The organism is Massilia sp. LXY-5 (assembly GCF_059801075.1).
On record NZ_JBNNEH010000001.1, the window covers coordinates 620,076 to 637,797 of the forward strand.

Consider the following 17,722-nt stretch of genomic DNA (forward strand, 5'->3'; position numbering starts at 1 on the left):
AGAACGACATGGCAGATATCCCCACCCTCGATCAAATCAACCGCAAGTCCGAGCTGAAGGTCGACCTGCGCCCGACGCTGTTCATCGGCGCCGGCGGCACCGGCATGGAAGTCATGATGCGCATCCGGCGGCGCATCCTGTCCGCGGTCTGGAACCGCCATCACCCGACGCGCGTCGAATCGATTGCCGACTTCCCGGTGGCGCGTTTCCTTCACTTCGACCTCGATTCGAACGCCGTCATCGACGAGGGTAAATCGCAGCGCACCGATCCCTGGTACGAGCTGGTCAAGCTCACCGATGAAGAGCGCCTGGTCGAACCGCTCGACCTGCCGCAATACCACGAGTCCGACGACAGCCTGGCGCGCTTCCCCTTGATCGAGAAATGGATGCCGCTGCGCCCGAAAAAACTGCGCTCGCTCGGCATCGACCCCTCGAAAGGGGCAGGCCAGATCCGCGCCGTGGCGCGGCTGTACTTGTTTGATAAATACCCGAAGCTGCGCGGCCGCATCAAGGGCGCATTGAACTACCTGGGCAGCAATGCCGGCATCGAACGCAAGGAGAATTACCAGAGACTGGGCCTGCAGGTCGACACCTCGAAATTCCGCATCGTCGTCATCGCCTCGAACGCGGGCGGCACCGGCGCCGGCAGCGCCATCGACCTGGGCTGGATGGCAAAAGCCATCGCGCGCCAGGAAGTGGCGGACAGCCAGGTCGACCTGGTCATGTTCATGCCTTCCGGTTTCGCCAAGGCCAACAAGGAGCGCACCGAGGCGAATGCCTACGCGACCATGATGGAGCTGGAGACCACCATGCGCGACATGAACGCGCAGGTGAAATGGATGGACCCGGACAGCATCACGGGCCGCGGCGCGCCCTTCGACGACGTGTATTTCGTCGACACCGCCAACCTCGCCAACAAGGCGACCCAGGACGTGAAGGACGTCTACCAGATGGTGGCCGACACCCTGTTCGAGGATTTCGCGTCGGCGGACTTTGCCAACCGCAAGCGCTCGGTCGCGGTCAACCAGCAGCAACATAAACTCGGGCCCTACAATCCGCGCGTGCCGGAAGGGCGCTTCGGCGACATGCGCCTGTCCTACTCGAAGGTGTATTCGGCCTTCGGCCAGTCGGTGCTCGACACCCAGCAAAGCCTGCGCGAGGATATCCGCGCCTACGAGCTGGCGGCGCTGATGGTCAAGGAATTCTTCGGCCTGGTGGGGCGCGACGGCGCGCTGGCGCGGCGCGCGGGAGACCAGGAACGCGACGGCTTCATGCGCGAGCACATGGACATGCGCGAGCTTCCCTTCGACGAATTCCCCGATTTTAAAAAGGGAACCGTCGACGTCACGCCGTTCCAGGAATACGCATTGACCGGCCTGCTCCTGCGCGACAAGGAAGGGCGCTCGCTGCTGGAACGCGTCGAGAGCAAGGTGAACCTCGAGATGGACCGCATCATGGCCGCCTTCGACGTGCCCCAGTGGCGCGAGCGCGTGGCGGAACTGCTGCCGAACCTCGAGCGCGACGCCATCCGCGAGGCCGGCGCCAGCGCCGAGACCAGCGAAGACCGCATCAAGCGCCACACGATCGAGCTCACCGCAGGACTCAAGGCGCGTGTGCGCGAGCGCCTGTACGCGCTGCTCGACGACCGCAAGCAGGGCGGGCTCGAATTCGTGCTGTCGCTGCTGGAGCAGGTCAAAGCGCGCCTGCAGCAGCGCGACCTCGCCAACGCCGAGCGCAACGGCCGCCGCTACCGCGACATCCGCGACGCGCTGCGCACGCGGCAAGTCGAGGAATCGCTGAACAACCTGTCGCAGGCCTCCGGCCGCCTGTTCGGCAAGGACGCGCAGGCGCGCGAGGTCATGGCGCATTTGAAACGCGACATCGCCGACTACCTGCGTTTTCATTTGCTGGCCGTGGCCGCCGGCCAGTCGATCGAGGTCATGCGCGGCATGTCGACCTGGCTGGGCGAACCGCAGTCGACGGACGAGCAGGGCAACGCCCAGTGGAGCGGCATCGCCGGCGAATTCCAGGAGGGACGCAGGCATGTGCAGGAGATCCTGCGCGCGGTCGACGGCCGCATCAGCCAGCTGCGTGCGGATGCGCGCCAGGAGCACGCCACCTACATCAAGCTGGCCGGCGACGTGATGCCGGCGCCGGTGCGCCTGACCGGGGATGTGAGCGCCTGGAGCGAAGAAGTGCTGCTCGAATTCGGCGGTTCCGGAAAACTGTTCCCACAGCTGGGCGACGAGCGTACGCGCGCGGATCTGTTATTAAAACTGTTCCGGCGGGCCCAGACCCAGCTCTCGAATACGGAGCTGGAAGGCGAGCCGACCGATCCGCTGCTCGACCGTCTGAATGCGATGACGCCGCAGGAACGCCAGCGCGTCTTCGCGGAATGGATCCGCAGCGCCATGCCTTGGGTGAACGCGCGCTTCTCGGCCGAGTTCACGCCGAATGCCGACCAGTTCAAGTGTTTTATCGGCGTCGGCGACGTGTCGGCCTGGCGCAGGATGGAAGGCGAGATCCGCGCCGCCGTGCCGACCGGGTATTTTCATGGCGACCTGGTCTCGGTCGTGAACACCGGCATTCCGGGCCGCGCGGTCTGCTATATCGAGCTGTCCGGTTTCCCGATGACGATCCTGCGCGGCCTGCCGACCTGGCGCGCCTCGTACCAGATCGAGAACCCGAAGATCCCGACCCACCTGCACTTCGATTCGACCCGCTTCCGCCACCCGATCTCGCCCTCGATGGACGAACTCAATCGCCTGGCCGACGATTACGAGTGGTTTTTACAGGCGATCGCGCTCGGCGTGATTCGCCGGAAAGTCGACGCGGGCGACCGCGAGGCGGCCTTCCAGCCGCGCGGACAATACCTGTTCGAAGTCGAGCCGGGTTCCGGCGAATGGCTGCAGATCGGGAACGAGTACGCGATCCGCTCGAACGGCCTGCCGCCGTATTACCGCGAGCAGGTGATCGCGGCCGTGCGCAACCGCCAGGCCGGGCTCGGACCGCACCAGTTGCTGCTGCTCGCCGCCCTGATGCGTCATTACCAGCTGCGCGTGTACGAGCCGCGCCTCGAGATGGACGAAACCGGCGCCCAGCTGCCGTCGCCGTCCCTGCCGAACATCACGGCGCGCCGCCTGTACGAGGCCTGGCTGCGGCGCGCGCAGGCGGCTGCCCCCACCTTGTCGAACGTGGCGGTCGATGCGGCCCTGGCCGCAATCGCGGCCTGGAGCGACACCGTGCCGGATTCCGCCATGGATGCCTACAGCTGGGAAGTCGAGCGCCCGATCGACAAGCGCATCGTCAAGCCCGAGATCCTGGCCAGCGAGGCGCGCGCCGCCGCGGCGCTGGAAGTGCGCGGCCTGGGCTCGCCCGTGAGCGTGGTGGCCACGATTCCCGATCCGGCGCCCGCACCGCAGGGCGCCCGCTACAAACTGTTCGTGGCCGGCGCGCAGCGCGGGCCGTTCGCGGTGGACGAGGTGGCGCAACAGCTGGCGCGCGGCGAGATCGACCTCGGCACGCGCGCCTGGGATATGGCGCAGGACCCGAAGTCCGGCAAGTGGGGACTGGTGTCCGACATTCCTGGCATTGCCGCCATGGCCGGCCATGCGCCATCGATTCCCGATCCGGACGACGGCGTCCCGGATCCGCAGTAACGGGGGAGGGCTGTGCAAGAAGATTCGATGGTCCGCTGTATCCAGGCCGCGTGCGGGCATGTCCTGCCGCGGCGCGTGAATTTCTGTCCGTATTGCGGGACCGCGCAAGGGGCGGCGGGAAGCACGCGGCTGCATCCGGTGGACAGGTCCGACGCCGTGCCGGACAAGCCGCTACCGGTCGCGGTCCCCGTGGCGGCGCCTGCGCCCGCAACACGTTCCGAACCCGCGGCGCCGGCATCGAGCGCGCCGGCGCCGGCCGCAGCGCAGAGTGCAACGCCGGCGCCGGCGCCGATGCCAACGCCGGCGCCTGTTGCGGCCGGCCCGGGCGTGCCGCCGCCACCGGCCGCCACGCCTTCACCCCAGCCGCCCCGTGCCGTGCCCGCCGGCGGCGCGGCGCCGCCGCGGCGCGAACCGGTGCGCCTGCGCTGGTGGCTGCTGGCGCTGGCGGCGCTATGGGCGATCTGGCTGATTGCCAAGCCGTCGAACCGGCGCATCGAGGCGCAAATGGACAAGGCGATCGCGCTGGCGGCCGAGTGCAAGGCGCGCGAAGCCCAGAGCGAACTGATCGCCCTGCGCGGCACCAGGGCCACAGCCGAGCAACTGCAGAAGGTGCAGGCGGCGCTCAACGAGGCGAGCGCCGCCTGCACCCGCAAGCGCCAGCGCGACAAGGCCTGGCGCGAGACGAAGCCGGCGATCGAATCGGCGCTGTCGGCTTCCTCGTTCGAACGTGCCCGTGCGCGCCTGCGCGCCTTTACCAGGCGCTGGGGCGAGGACGACGAGACGCGCGCGCTGAAGGAGCAGATCGACGCCCGCGCGCCCGAACATCGGCGCGCCGACGAGGTCGAAGGAGGATGACGCGCAGGGTGATGCAAAGCGCACGCAAGGTGTATGCTTCAGGAAACACGACTACAGGAGCAAAGCATGAAGAAGACGACCATGTTCGGTGCATTGCTGGTGCTGGCCCTGGCCGCCGGCTGTTCGCGCCAGGACCACGGCATGGGCCCGGCGCAACAGGCCGGCAAGGCGGTCGACGAAGCCGGCGACAAGGTGGCCGAAGGACTACGCGCACCATTGGAAAAGGCGGACGCGGCGGCGAAAAAGCTGGCCGAGCGCGCCGACCAGGAACGCCGCCAGCTGGCCGAGCGGACCGAGGACGCGCGCGAGAAGATCAAGGACGCGACCCAGGAAGCCGGCCGCGGGCTGCAGAAGGCGACCGGCAAGGTCGGCGAGAAGGTCGAGCAGGCCGGCGAGAAGTTGCAGGACGCGGCGCGCTGATAGCGTCGGCTGATCGAGGGAGGGCTACGCGCTGGCCCGCAACTCCGGATACCCACCTGTCACGATCGACAGATCGACAAACCCCGCGCGCCAGGCCTGTTCCAGGTTCTGTTCGACTTCTTCCATCGAGGTGCGCCCGAAATTGGCGAACCCGCGCACGCCGTAGGCGCGGTTGCGGCCGTGGCCCTTGGCCATGTACAGCGCCATGTCGACCAGGTTGACCGCGCGTTCCCAGGGCAGCGGCTTGCCGGCCGGCGCCAGCGGGTAGGGCGCAAAGCCGATCGACACGTTCACGGACAGCGTCGTGCCCTGGAACTCGATGCTGGTCTCGCTGATGCCGTTCAGCAGGCGGCGCGCCACCTCGTCCAGGCCGCTCGCCGGGATCGCGGGTAAAAAGGCGAGGAATTCCTCGCCGCCCCAGCGCACGATCATGTCGGTCTCGCGCAGGATCTCGCGCAGGCTCTCGGCAATCCTGATCAGGACCGCGTCGCCGGCGCCATGGCCCCAGGTATCGTTGATGTGCTTGAAGTGGTCGACGTCCATCAGGAACAGCGCGCTGACCATCGCCTCGCCCGAGGTGCCGGCGCCGCGTTTTTCGTCCACGCGGTGGCCGCGCATGAAGTCCTGGAAGTGGCGGCGGTTGTACAGCCCCGTGAGCGGATCGCGCACGCTCTGCTGCTTCAGTTCCTGGTTCTTCAGGTAGAGCTGCGCGTTCGCGTGGCGCACCTTGCGGTACAGGAGGCCGACCACGAGCGAGGCCAGCGCGAACACCACGACCAACAGCCACCAGACGCGCTGCTGCAGCCGGCGGTTGTCGATCTCGACCGACTTGACCTGGTTCTCGCGTTCCAGCAGGACGATCTGGCGCTGCTTCTTGTCGGCGTCGTATTTTTCGCGGAGTTCGAGCATCGCCTTCTGGCGGCGCTTCTCGAACAATTCGTTCGACAGGCTGCGTTCGCGGTGATACGCCTGGACTGCGCCGGCATAATCTCCCGCGCGCTCGAGCGCCGAGCCGTATTCGGCCAGCACGGTCTGCAGCTCGGGCTTGTCGCCGTTTTTTTCGTAGGCGGCCAGGCCCGCTTCGAAGCTGCGCTTGCCCTCGGCCAGGCGGCCGGTGGCGAGATAGGCCTGGCCCAGGTTGACGCGGGCGGTGGCCAGGCCATTTTCGTCGTTGATCGCGCTTGCCGCGGCGATCGCCTGGTTCGCGTAGGACGCCGCATGGGCGTAGTCGCGCATGCGCAGGTAGCAGTCCGACAGGTTCACCAGCGAGCGCGCGGCCAGCGCGTGCGCGCCGATCTGGCGTTCGAGCGCAAGGGCGGCCGTCTGTGCCTGCAGCGCGCGCTCGAGCTGTCCGGATTCGACCGCAAGGCCGTATTCGGTGCTCTTCAGGGTCGCTAGGCGACCCGGCGAATCGGTTTTTTCCGCAGCGACCAGCGCCTCGGCCAGCGCCTCGAAGCCCTTGTCGTACTCGCGCATCTGGCGGTACAGCCGCGCCAGCGAATTGAGCACGATCACCAGGTGGACCGGACCGCCATGCTGGCGCGTATAGGCCAGCGTCGCCTGCATTTTTTCGAGGGCGCGCGGGAAGTTGCCCTCCTCGGCGAAAGACTCGGCAGCCGACACGCCGACGCGCACGCGCAGCTCGACGTCATCGGTCGTGTTCGCGAGGCGCTCCGCTTCCCAGATCAGTTCATGCGAAGCGGACAGCTCGTTCCGGTCGTACTTGATGTAGCCCTTGCGTACCAGGCCCTTGGCCAGGGCGGCATTGTTCTGGTGCGCGCGCCCGAAAGCGATCAGCTCGTCGCAGGTGGCCAGCGCCAGTTCCTGCTTGCCCACCTTCTGGTAGGCGACGCACAGCTGCGCCAGCATTTCGCCGGCGTCCTCGACCGAACCCGCGCGCGCCTCGGTCTCGATCCTGAGCAGCATCGGCAGGGCGCGTTCGGGCGTAAAACGGTTGATTTCGCGGATCTCGGCCAGGCGCTCGCCAAGCGGCGCGGCGGCCTGGGCCCAGGCGCAGGAGCTCGCCAGCAATAACGAAGCCAGCAGCGTCGCGGTGCGACGGCGTGGCTGTCTGGACGTGCGTGCTGCCGGCATAGGTGATCTCTCGATGGGGTGGTCGGTCTCGCGTAGTCACGCGCGCCCATCTGTCATTATATTCTTGTTGCAGATCAGAAACTTCGCTTTTTTTCGTGCTATTCGCAAAAATGCGACGTTGAAAGGACAACGTTGGCGTTAGATTATGCCTCCTGCTTGCGGCCAGGCGGCGCCGTTGGCTCCCATCCCCCGATGCCACGAAGATGACGCAGGGTCCCTGGACCTGGCCGTCCCCTGAAGGTCACCCCGCCGCATGGTAAGCTGCGCGAACATATAAAAAGGGCAAGCGAATGAATGGATTGGTGAAGACCGGCATTGTCGGTCTCGACGAAGTACTGCACGGCGGCATTCCGCGTAACAACAACCTGATCGTCGAAGGGCCGCCCGGCTCGGGCAAGACCACGCTGGGCCTGGGTTTCATCTACCACGGCGCGCTTGACCACGATGAGGCGGGCGCCATCGTCTCGTTCGAGCTCGACCCTGCCAAGCTGCTGCGCGACGCCGCCGGTTTCAACTGGGACCTGCAGGGCATGATCGACCAGGGCAAGATCAAGATCATCCAGACCAGCCCGGCCGTGCTGCTGAGCGAGTTCCGCAGCGCCGACGGCGCCTTTGCCGCCTCGCTGGCCGCGATGGGCGCCAAGCGCCTGCTGATCGACGGCCTGACGCCGCTGCGGCTGTATGCCGAGGTGAACGACATGAATTTCCGCGAGGACGTGCACCTGCTGATCGAAGGACTGACGCGCCTGGGCGTGACGACCATGGTCACGGCCGAGAAGGACGAGTCCCTGACCGGCGTGCTGGCGCACGAGCGCTTCGTCTTCGACACCATCATTTCGCTCACGCGTGAAGAAACCCGGCGCCGCGTGCACCGGCGTCTGACGATCATGAAGTCGCGCGGCCAGGATTTTATTGGCGGCAGCCACACGATGCGCATCGAGCCGGGCATGGGCGTGCACGTCTACCGCCGCGCCCAGTCGCGTCCGATCGCCCATGCCGACCAGCCGACCTCGGAAGAGCGCATGTCGACCGGTTCGCCGGCGATCGACAAGATGATGGACGGCGGTATCTATAAAGGTTCCGTCACGCTGGTGAGCGGCATCTCCGGTACCGGCAAGACGGTGCTGAGCGTGCAATTCCTGACCAATGCCATCAAGGAGGGCCACAAGACCCTGCTGGTGAGCCTGGACGAACACCCGGCCCAGCTGATCAGGAACGCCAAGTCGCTCGGCTTCGACCTGGCGGGCCTGGTCGAGTCGGGCGATCTGTTCATCCATTACGAGTCGCCGCTGGAACTGGAACTCGATGTCCATTTCGACCGCATCGTCAAGCTGGTCGAAGAGCAGGGGATCGATTGCGTGGTCTTCGATTCGATCGCCGTCTACGAGATGACCAGCCGCAGCGAAGTGGCCGACTACCTGTACGCGCTGGCCACCTTCTTCAAGGACCGCCTGGCGACGATCCTGTTCAACTACGAAAGCCCGGAGCTGCTGGGCGTGTCGCAGATCAGCGAAGAGCTCAAGGGCTCGCACCTGGTCGACAACATCATCCTGCTGAACTACGTCGAGGTCTCCACCGTCCTGCGCCGCGCGATCGCCGTGCCGAAGGTGCGCGGCAGCCGCAACCAGCAGATCACGCGCGAGTACACCATCGGCGTCGGCGGCCTGCTGCTGATCGACGAGAGCGACAACGACACCCAGTCCAGCGCCGTGCCGCAACTGCCGTTCTCCTCGTACTACGGCCTGCTGTCGCGCTCGCCGTCGCGCCAGAGCCCCCTGATCGAGGAAGCCGTCGTCAAGGGCAAACCCCTGCCCGAATCGCCGGACCTGCCGACCGAAAAGCCGCAGTGATCAGGGTCGAACTGCCTGGTAATACGCCGGTCGACTGGGAGGACTGGGACACGCCGCTGACGCAGTTTACGGAAGCGACGGGCCTGGTCACGTCCGCCTGGGACACGGCCGGCGTGCGCCGTATCGGGCCGAAGACGGGCTCGCGCCTGGCGAGCCTGCTGGCCCGCTCGCGGCTGTGGGACGAGGATGGTCCCGGCACGGCGCTCGAACGCACGCTGGTTGAAGCGGCCTGCGCCAGCGGCGAATGCGGCTCGGCGCAGTTCGGCGGGCTGCGCGTCTGCGCCCAGCCGCTGCTGCTGCGCGGCGAGGTGTATGGCGTGCTGGTGTTCGGCTGGCGCTTCGCCGACTTCAGTTCGCCGCTCGAGTGCGAACGCATCGCCAAGCAGATCGGCCTGGCGGGCCACCTGCTGTGGAACGAGGTGCGCCTGGACGCGCCCGTGTCCGAGGGGCGCATGGCCACCTATGCGGCGCTGCTGGGTACCTTGTCGAACACGCTCGACCGCCAGCGCGAAACCATCGATGACCTGACGCGCGTGAACCGCACGCGTGAACTGTTCCTGGCCACGGTGTCGCACGAAATGCGCACGCCGCTGTCGGCGCTGTCGATGCGCATCGAACTGCTGCTGCGAACCATCCCCGACCTGCCGCCGAAAGTCGTCAGCGGCCTCGAATCGATGCGCGTGCACGTGCGCCAGGAAGCCGGCATGGTCGACGACCTGATCGACGCCGCGCGCACGCTGACCGGGCAGATGTCGATCACCCGTTCCCCGATGGCGCTGGGCCAGGTCCTGCGCGACGCGATTTCGACCGTGGAAACCTTCGCGCATACCAAGCACATCCGGATGCTGGTCACCCCCAGCGATTACGGCGACGCCATCCGGCTCGAGGCGGACGGGCGCCGCCTGCAGCAGGTGATCTGGAACCTGCTGTTCAACGCCACCAAATTCACGCCCGAAGGCGGCCTGATCCGGATCACGATAGGACGCACCGCGGATACGGTGGCGATCGACATCGCCGACTCCGGGCAGGGCATCGAGCCGGACGACCTGCCGCACGTGTTCGGCGCGTTCAATCTCCAGCAGCAGGACAATGCGACCGGGCTGGGTCTGGGCCTGTACATCGCGCGCCGCATCGTCGAGCTGCACGAGGGCACCCTGAGCGTCAGCAGCGCCGGGCGCGGGCAGGGCGCGACCTTTGCGATCCGGCTGCCGGTCGCGCCAGGGTAAGCGCGCGCCCCGGCGGCGCCGTCACACCGCCAGCTGCTGCAGCAAATACAATCTCTGGTACAAGCCGCCTTCGATGCGCATCAGCTCCTCGTGTGCGCCCGATTCCGTAATCCGCCCGTGGTTCAGCACCACGATCCGGTCCGCATCCCGGATGGTCGACAGCCGGTGCGCAATCGCGATGATCGTCACGTGCCCGCGCAATTCGTCCAGCGCTTCCTGCACGATCTGTTCGGTCGCGCTGTCGATGCGCGAGGTCGCCTCGTCCAGCAGCAGGATGCGCGGCTCGCCGGCCAGGGCGCGGGCGATCGCGATCAGCTGCTTCTGGCCGGAGGACAAACGCGAACCGCCTTCGCCGAGCGAGGTCTCGTAACCCTGTTCCAGCGCTTCGATGAAGTCGTGCGCATGGGCGGCACGCGCGGCCGCTTCGATGCGGTCCAGCGACAAGCCGCGCCCCATGTCGATGTTCTCGCGCGCCGATGCCGCCAGGATGAACGGGTCCTGCGGTACCAGGCCGACTTCGTTGCGGAAGCGTTCGTTGTCGATGCCGGCGATCGGTTCGCCGCAGATCTCGATGCGGCCATGCTCGGCCGGGTAGTAGCGCAGCAGCAGGGATAATAAAGTCGACTTGCCGCTGCCGGTGTGGCCGACGATGCCGAAGAAGGCGCCTTGCGGGATGTCGAGCGTGATGTCGTGCAGGACGTTCTGGCCCGGCACATAGGCGAAACTCAGGTCGCGCACGCGCACGGCCGGTGCGTCGGGACGCGCTTCCAGACGCGATCCGGCGGCGCGGCCAGCCAGGTGTTCGGCGGCGCCGGCTTCGTCGAGCAGGCCGGCGACGCGCGCGGTGGCGACGACCGCCTGCTGCAGGCCGCTGAACTGCATCGTGATCTGGATGAGCGGCTCGACCACGCGTGCGATATAGCTGATGAAGGCGTACAGCACGCCGACTTCGACCGCGCCGATTTGCCGCTGGCCGAAGCTGAAGATGACCACCGCCAGCAGGATCACGTTGAGCAGGTCCAGCGCCGGGCGCAACAGGAACGCGTTGGCCTTCAGTTCGGCCAGGCGCGCATGGTAATGCCGGTCGTTGGTGGCGGCGAAGCGCTCGCCGAAGCGGCCCGCCGCATTGCTGGCCTGGAGCACCGTCATGCCGCCGATCGACTCGGCCATCTGGCCGTTGATGTCGCTGCGCAAAGCGCGTGCGCGCGTCACCGCCGGCGCCGACAGGCGCTGGTAGAGCCAGACGATCACCAGCACCGCCGGCAGCAGGGCCAGCACGATCAGCATCAGGCGCCAGTCGAGCCAGGCCATGGCGATCATGGTGCCGACCAGGACGATGCTCGAGTCGAGCAGCACGAACAGCACCTGGATGTACAGGGTTTTCACGGCCTCGGTGTCGTTCGTCACGCGGCTGACCAGCTGACCCGTGATGGCGCGGTCGAAAAAGGCCATCGGCAGGCGCATCACGTGGCCATACACCCATTCGCGCAGGCGCCGCACCGAGCGCATCGCCATGCCCGACAGGCGGATCAGCTGCAGGTAGCGCAGCCAGGAGGCGGCCCAGCCTGTGACGAGCACGCCGCCCAGCAGCAAGCCCATGCGGGTCCAGTCGGCGTGGCGCGGGACCAGGTGCTCGTCGATCAGGGCTTTGCCGAGGATCGGGCCGATCACTTCCAGGAAGGCCGACAGCATCAGCCACAGGGTCGCCAGCATCAGCTGGCGGCGGTCCGGCCAGGCGGCGCGGCGCAGCAGCGAGGCCGCCTGGGTGAGCTGGGCGCGGCCCGCTTTCACGATGGTCTCAGGCTGCGTCAAGGCTGGCCTCCAGTTGTTGGTAGCGCCACTGGCTGGCATACCAGCCATTCAGTAGCAGCAGGGTGTCGTGGTCGCCCGATTCGACAATGCGGCCATCTTTCAGCACGACGATCAGGTCGGCGTTCACCACGGCCGACAGGCGGTGGCTGGCGATGATCGCCGTCAGCTCCGGCCGTGCAGCGCGCAGTTCGGCCAGGTGTTCGAGGATGCGGGTTTCGGTGCCGGTGTCGACGGCCGACAGGGCGTCGTCGAGCAGCAGCAGCGAGCTTTGCGCCAGCAGCGAACGGGCGATCGCCACCCGCTGGCGCTGGCCGCCCGAGAGCGTGATGCCTTTTTCGCCGACCGGGGTGTCGTAGCCCTGCGGGAAGCGCAGGATGTCGTCGTGGATCGCGGCCATGTCCGCCGCCTGTTCGATCTCGGCGCGGCTGGCGCCGGGACGGGCGAGCGCGATATTCTCGGCGATGCTGGCCGAGAACAGGAAGGATTCCTGCGGCACCCAGCTGGTGGCCGCGCGCAGCGCAGCGAGTCGATAAAGCTCCAGCGGATGGCCGCCCCAGGTGACGGAGCCCGCCTGCGGCGTCGCCTGGCGCAGCAGCACGCGCAGCAGGGTCGACTTGCCGGCGCCGGTCGGGCCGACCAGGCCGAGCGTCATCCCGGGCCGCAGCGCCACCGAGACGCCGTCGAGCGCAGGCCGCTCCGCGCCGCCGTAGGCGAAGCGCAGCTCGCGCAGCACCAGCGGGCCGTCTTCGATGCGATCGAGTTTTCCCTCGTCGACCACGCTCAAGGGCGCGTCCAGCATCGGCTGCAGGCGCGCCAGGCCGGCGCGTCCGCGCTCGATCAGCGACAGCACCCAGCCGGCCGCGAACATCGGCCAGATCAGCTGGCCGAGGTACATGCTGAAACTGGTCAGTGCGCCGATGGTCAGCTGGTTGTTCCAGACCAGGTAGCCGCCCAGGCCCAGGGTCAGGGTGCTGGCCGCGGTCAGGGTCAGGCCGACCGCCGGCTCGTAGGCCGCTTCCCATTTCTGGGCGGTGAGGCTGGCGTCGGCCGCCTGGCCGGCCAGTTCCGAGAACTGCTTGCTGCTTCGCGCTTCCAGGCCCAGGGCGCGCACCGTGCGCACGCCGGACAGGGATTCCTGCACATGGTCGTTCAGGCTTGAGAAACGTTTTAGTGAATCCGTTTCCGCCGTGTGGATGTGGCGCGAGATGTACCAGAAGGCCAGGCCCATGAGCGGGAAGGGCAGCAGCGCGATCAGGGCCAGGCGGTAGTCGACCCCGAGCAGCATCACGCCCAGCACCATGATCAGGGTCAGCGTGCCGTCGAAGCCGGCCAGCATCGCCTCGCCGGCGGCCATCTCGATGGCGTCGATGTCGTTGGTGGCCAGCGCCATCAGGTCGCCGGTGCGCTGCTTCTGATAGAAGGCCGGGCCTTGCGCCGACAGGCGCGCATATAAACGCGTGCGCAGTTCGACGCCGAGCCGGTAGGCGGCCGAATACAGGCGGATGCGCCAGCTCACGCGCAGCACGTAGATCGTCAGGCCCAGCGCCAGCAATTGCAGGATCTGCACGGTGAGCTCATGGTCGGATAAGCGGTGCGCGGCCAGGCCGTCGATCATGGCGCCGACCTTGCGCGGGATCCAGACGGTGCAGATGGCGACGCCGGCCAGCATCACCGCCGACGAAGCGTAGGCTTTCCAGTGGCGCAGCACGAAATTGCCGACCAGGCTTGCGAGACTCATGAGTTTCCTTGCGTTGCTGCCCGCGCAAAGAAGGCCGCGCCCGAAAGCACAGGGCGCGGCGCGAAAAAAAAGCGGGCCGAAGCCCGCTAGTTTACTGTCTTTGATCGTCAGGCGCAGCGCGCCTCAGGAAGCCGGTCAGTTGTGCTTGCGGCGGCCCTTGGTGCCACGCAGTTCCGTGACCTTGGTCGTCCCCGGCGCCGCCACCGGCGGCGTCGCGTCGACCGGTTCGACCTTCGGCAGCTCGATCTCGACCGAGACCTCGACCGGGACGCTGGCGGCCACCGGATGCGGCGGCGCGACCGGGATGTCGAGCACTTCGCTGGCGGCCTTGGCGATCGCCGTCGGCTCGGCGCCCGGTTCGACGTCGGAGGTGACGATCGCGATGGCGGCAGCCTTCTCCGCTTCGGGTTCCGGAGCAGGCGCCGCTTGCTGGGCGGGAGCGGCCGGGGTCACGCTGGACACGGCGGCGTCGACGGTTTGCTGCGCCGCAGCGGCAGTCGCCGTGCTGATGGCATTCAGGGCGTCGACGCTGTAGCTGCGCAGCGGGGCGAAGCCGGTGCCGGCGGCGATGGAAAACAGCTCGCTGCCGAAGTTGAACATGGTGCGCAGGTTCTGCTGCGATTGGGCGCCCAGCGCGAGCAGGTCGCGCGGGTCGCGCACGGCCAGCAGCTGGCGCAGGGCATCGGACGATTGTGCGATGGCGGCGCGCGAAGCCTCGAACTGGAGCGCGACGACGCGGCTGGTGCGGTCGAGCGCTTGCTCGCTGAAGCTTTGCAACAGGTTGAAACCATTGTCGAGCTGGGTAGTGCGGGCTGCGGAGAACTGTTCTTGAAGTGAAGTCATCGTGATTCCCTTATCGGTCGGCTTATCGTTTGGCAGTTGATTCGACGGCTAATGATTCGTTATGGCGCACTGCAACATAAACAGTGTAGCCTCGTTGCTCAACGCCGCAAAGCGAAATTTGCCAATGTAGCATCGGTGCAATATTGCACTGCAGCACCCCGGCACGTCCTCATCCGGAAATCGTCGAAAACGATGGGAAATCGCTACAATCAATGCATCTGAACAGGAGCGTCCATGGACCTTGTCATCCGCAATGCCACCCTGGCCGACGGCCGCCGCGGTATCGATATCGGGGTGGTCGGCTCACGCATCGCCGCCGTCGAGCCCGCCCTGCCGGCACGGGGCGTACGCGAAATCGACGCCGGTGGCGACCTCGTCTCGCCGCCCTTCGTCGATGCCCATTTCCACATGGACGCGACGCTCAGCTACGGCCTGCCGCGCGTCAACGAATCCGGAACCTTGCTCGAAGGCATCGCACTGTGGGGCGAGCTGAAACCGCAACTGGCGCAGGAAGCGCTGATCGAACGGGCGTTGCATTATTGCGACTGGGCCGTGGCGCGCGGCCTGCTGGCGATCCGGACCCACGTGGATATCTGCGACGACCGCCTGCTCGCCGTCGAGGCCTTGCTCGAGGTCAAGCGCCGGGTGGCGCCGTATATCGACCTGCAGCTGGTTGCCTTTCCGCAGGATGGGCTGCTGCGCAGTCCCTCCGCGTTCGAGAACCTGAAACGCTCGATTGCGATGGGCGTGGACGTAGTCGGCGGCATCCCGCATTTCGAGAGAACAATGGCGCAGGGGGCGGAATCGGTGCGGCTGCTGTGCGAGTTCGCGGCCGGCAAGGGGCTGCGCGTGGACATGCATTGCGATGAGACCGACGACCCGCTCTCGCGCCACATCGAGACCCTGGCTTACGAGACCTGGCGCCTCGGGCTGCAGGGGAGAGTCGCCGGTTCCCACCTGACCTCGATGCACTCGATGGACAATTACTATGTCAGCAAACTGCTGCCGCTGATGAAGGAATCGGGCGTGGCGGCGATTGCGAATCCCCTCATCAACATCACGCTGCAGGGCCGCCACGATACCTATCCGAAGCGGCGCGGCATGACCCGCGTGCCCGAGCTGCTGGCGGCGGGCATCGACGTTGCCTTCGGCCACGACTGCGTGATGGACCCGTGGTACGGACTCGGTTCGGGCGACATGCTGGAAGTGGCGCACATGGGCCTGCACGTGGCCCAGATGACGGGGCAGGCGGCGATGCGCGAATGTTTTCTTGCCGTCACCGAGACGCCGGCACGCATCCTCGGACTCGAGGGCTACGGTATCGAACCAGGCTGCCATGCCGACTTCGTGCTGCTGGGCGCATCGAGCCCGGTGGAGGCGATCCGCCTGCGCGCCGCGCGGCGCGCCGTCGTGCGCCGCGGAGCGGTCGTGGCCGAAGCGCCGCCTGCGGCCTCGACCCTGCACCTGGACGGGCGCCCGGCCGCGGTCGATTTCCGAATCAAGCGCTGACCTCGCTTGCCCGGTGCTAGAATCGCCAGCTTGTTTATTGATTCATGAGTTTCTACCAGCCGTGAAAGACATCCAGATCCGCCCCGCCACCAGCGCCGATTTCGAGGCCATGTGGACCATTTTCTGCGCCCACGTGAGTGCCGGCGAGACCTATCCGTTCGGTCCCGAGGTCACCCGTGAAGCGGCGCAGATGTACTGGTTCGGGCAGGGCGTGACCAGCCGCGTGGCCACGCTCGGCGAGCGCGTGCTGGGCATGTACCGCGTGGTGCCGAACCAGCTCGGACGCGGCCGCCACGTCGCCAACGCTTCCTACATGGTCAGCCCGGCGGCGCAGGGCGTGGGCGTGGGCCGCCTGCTGGGCGAACACAGCCTTGGCGAGGCGCGCAGCCAGGGCTACCTGGCGATGCAGTTCAATTATGTCGTCAGCACGAACGTCGCCGCCGTCATGCTCTGGAAGAAGCTCGGGTTTTCGATCGTCGGCACCCTGCCGAAAGCGTTCCGGCACAAGCGGCTGGGCTATGTCGATGCCTACGTGATGTACCAGTTGCTGCAGGATCCGGACCACTGGCCGACCGCTGACGAGTAAGCGCGTCCGGTATTTCCGCCCGGATGCAGTGCAGCGTGGCGTTCTGTGCGATGGTAGGATGAGATTGTCAATTCATCATCCCTGAAAGCAGCCAGAATCCCATGCCATCCGCCGCCCCCGGTCCGAACGCAGCCTTCTATGTCGTGATGAACGCCGGCTCCGGTCACTCCGAAACCGAGCTGCGCGAGTCGACCATCCGCGACGTATTGCAAGCTGCCGGACGCAGCTGCCACCTCGAAGTCGTCGACGATCCCGAAAAACTGGGCGAGATCGCACGCCGCATGGCGCAGAAGGCGAAGGAGGACAACGGCGTGGTGGTCGCGGCCGGCGGCGACGGCACCATCAACACGGTGGCGCACGAGGCGGTGCGGCAGGGCTGCCTGTTCGGCGTGCTGCCGCAGGGGACCTTCAACTATTTCGGCCGCACCCACGGCATCCCCGAAGACCTGGCCGAGGCTGTGCACGCGCTGCTCGACGCGCGCGTGACGCCGGTCCAGATCGGGATGGTCAACGACCGCATCTTCCTCGTCAACGCCAGCGTCGGCCTGTATCCGCAGCTGCTCGAAGCGCGCGAGCTCGATAAACGCCACTACGGTCGCAGCCGCGTGGTGGCGATCATCTCGGCCCTCAAAACGGCGCTCGGCCGCTACCGCCCGCTGCGCATCACCCTCGACACCGAAGGGCAGACGCGCAAGCTGCGCACACCGACCCTGTTTGTCGGGAACAACCGGCTGCAGATGGAGCAGGTCGGCATGGAACCCTTGAAAATTGCGCTCGAAGAGGGAGAGCTGGCGGCCATTGCGCCGCGCTCGGTCGGCAAGATCGGCATGCTCGGCCTGATGCTGCGCGGGGCGCTCGGGCGGCTGGGCGAGGCCGAGAACGTGGTCGCGTTTTCCTTCAAACGCCTGATCGTCAAGCACGCGCGGCTGTCGCCGCGGCGGCGCATCAAGGTCGCCACCGATGGCGAAGTAACGCATATGAACATGCCGCTCGAGTTCCGGGTGGTGGAGGGGAGGTTGAAGCTGCTCAAGCCGGCGGCCGAAGCCGCCGCGAGCGCGCCCGTATCGGCCGAGCGGGCCTGAATTGCGGCCAGCCTTCTGCTAGAGTAGGGTGTCCGCGCCCGGAGGCGC

12 protein-coding genes are annotated in these 17,722 nt (G+C 66.9%); 8 read left to right on the forward strand and 4 right to left on the reverse strand.

What is annotated here, in order from left to right; all coding sequences use genetic code 11:
- Nucleotides 1-8 precede the first annotated feature (8 nt).
- From ACI48I_RS02755 to ACI48I_RS02765, 3 genes are all read left to right on the forward strand, one after another.
- Nucleotides 9-3,659, forward strand: a complete 3,651-nt coding sequence (locus ACI48I_RS02755) for a tubulin-like doman-containing protein (RefSeq protein ID WP_498573270.1) — start codon at nt 9-11, stop codon at nt 3,657-3,659.
- 138 nt (nt 3,660-3,797) lie between these two features.
- Complete coding sequence (locus ACI48I_RS02760) at nt 3,798-4,514, forward strand: hypothetical protein (protein ID WP_193688525.1); 717 nt, start codon at nt 3,798-3,800, stop codon at nt 4,512-4,514.
- 66 nt (nt 4,515-4,580) lie between these two features.
- A complete protein-coding gene (locus ACI48I_RS02765) occupies nt 4,581-4,934 on the forward strand; it encodes a hypothetical protein (protein ID WP_227496691.1) in 354 nt (117 codons plus the stop codon).
- A gap of 24 nt (nt 4,935-4,958) precedes the next feature.
- Here the strand turns inward: ACI48I_RS02765 and ACI48I_RS02770 are convergent, their stop codons facing one another.
- Nucleotides 4,959-6,965, reverse strand: coding sequence for a GGDEF domain-containing protein (locus ACI48I_RS02770; RefSeq protein WP_498573271.1), 2,007 nt, complete (start codon nt 6,963-6,965; stop codon nt 4,959-4,961).
- A gap of 353 nt (nt 6,966-7,318) precedes the next feature.
- Here ACI48I_RS02770 and ACI48I_RS02775 point away from each other — a divergent pair, with 353 nt between their 5' ends.
- Nucleotides 7,319-8,878, forward strand: a complete 1,560-nt coding sequence (locus ACI48I_RS02775) for an ATPase domain-containing protein (RefSeq protein WP_193688527.1) — start codon at nt 7,319-7,321, stop codon at nt 8,876-8,878.
- Nucleotides 8,875-10,104 (forward strand): sensor histidine kinase, encoded by a 1,230-nt coding sequence (locus ACI48I_RS02780; protein ID WP_498573272.1) that lies wholly within the window; start codon nt 8,875-8,877, stop codon nt 10,102-10,104. The genes ACI48I_RS02775 and ACI48I_RS02780 overlap by 4 nt, the downstream gene beginning before the upstream one ends.
- 21 nt (nt 10,105-10,125) lie before the next feature.
- Here the strand turns inward: ACI48I_RS02780 and ACI48I_RS02785 are convergent, their stop codons facing one another.
- The 3 genes from ACI48I_RS02785 to ACI48I_RS02795 form a co-directional block, all read right to left on the reverse strand.
- Entirely contained in the window at nt 10,126-11,817 is a 1,692-nt protein-coding gene (locus ACI48I_RS02785; RefSeq protein ID WP_227496743.1) for an ABC transporter ATP-binding protein, read from the reverse strand.
- 85 nt (nt 11,818-11,902) lie between these two features.
- Nucleotides 11,903-13,654, reverse strand: coding sequence for an ABC transporter ATP-binding protein (locus ACI48I_RS02790; protein WP_498573273.1), 1,752 nt, complete (start codon nt 13,652-13,654; stop codon nt 11,903-11,905).
- A gap of 135 nt (nt 13,655-13,789) precedes the next feature.
- Entirely contained in the window at nt 13,790-14,497 is a 708-nt protein-coding gene (locus tag ACI48I_RS02795; protein WP_498573274.1) for a phasin family protein, read from the reverse strand.
- Nucleotides 14,498-14,731: 234 nt separating this feature from the next.
- Between ACI48I_RS02795 and ACI48I_RS02800 the strand changes: the two genes are divergently transcribed.
- From ACI48I_RS02800 to ACI48I_RS02810, 3 genes are all read left to right on the forward strand, one after another.
- A complete protein-coding gene (locus ACI48I_RS02800; RefSeq protein WP_498573275.1) occupies nt 14,732-16,006 on the forward strand; it encodes an amidohydrolase family protein in 1,275 nt (424 codons plus the stop codon).
- Nucleotides 16,007-16,067: 61 nt separating this feature from the next.
- Entirely contained in the window at nt 16,068-16,592 is a 525-nt protein-coding gene (locus ACI48I_RS02805; protein ID WP_227496692.1) for a GNAT family N-acetyltransferase, read from the forward strand.
- Nucleotides 16,593-16,693: 101 nt separating this feature from the next.
- Nucleotides 16,694-17,674 (forward strand): diacylglycerol/lipid kinase family protein, encoded by a 981-nt coding sequence (locus ACI48I_RS02810; protein WP_498573276.1) that lies wholly within the window; start codon nt 16,694-16,696, stop codon nt 17,672-17,674.
- The last annotated feature ends 48 nt before the right edge of the window (nt 17,675-17,722 follow it).

Excerpts from the sequence above, each read along its gene's own strand:
- ACI48I_RS02765 (WP_227496691.1), top strand. The coding sequence starts at position 4,581 with ATGAAGAAGACGACCATGTTCGGTGCATTGCTGGTGCTGGCCCTGGCC.
- ACI48I_RS02790 (WP_498573273.1), bottom strand. The coding sequence starts at position 13,654 with ATGAGTCTCGCAAGCCTGGTCGGCAATTTCGTGCTGCGCCACTGGAAA.
- ACI48I_RS02810 (WP_498573276.1), top strand. The coding sequence starts at position 16,694 with ATGCCATCCGCCGCCCCCGGTCCGAACGCAGCCTTCTATGTCGTGATG.
- ACI48I_RS02795 (WP_498573274.1), bottom strand. The coding sequence starts at position 14,497 with ATGACTTCACTTCAAGAACAGTTCTCCGCAGCCCGCACTACCCAGCTC.
- ACI48I_RS02755 (WP_498573270.1), top strand. The coding sequence starts at position 9 with ATGGCAGATATCCCCACCCTCGATCAAATCAACCGCAAGTCCGAGCTG.
- ACI48I_RS02775 (WP_193688527.1), top strand. The coding sequence starts at position 7,319 with ATGAATGGATTGGTGAAGACCGGCATTGTCGGTCTCGACGAAGTACTG.
- ACI48I_RS02785 (WP_227496743.1), bottom strand. The coding sequence starts at position 11,817 with ATGCTGGCGACCCTGTGGCTGATGCTGTCGGCCTTCCTGGAAGTGATC.
- ACI48I_RS02800 (WP_498573275.1), top strand. The coding sequence starts at position 14,732 with ATGGACCTTGTCATCCGCAATGCCACCCTGGCCGACGGCCGCCGCGGT.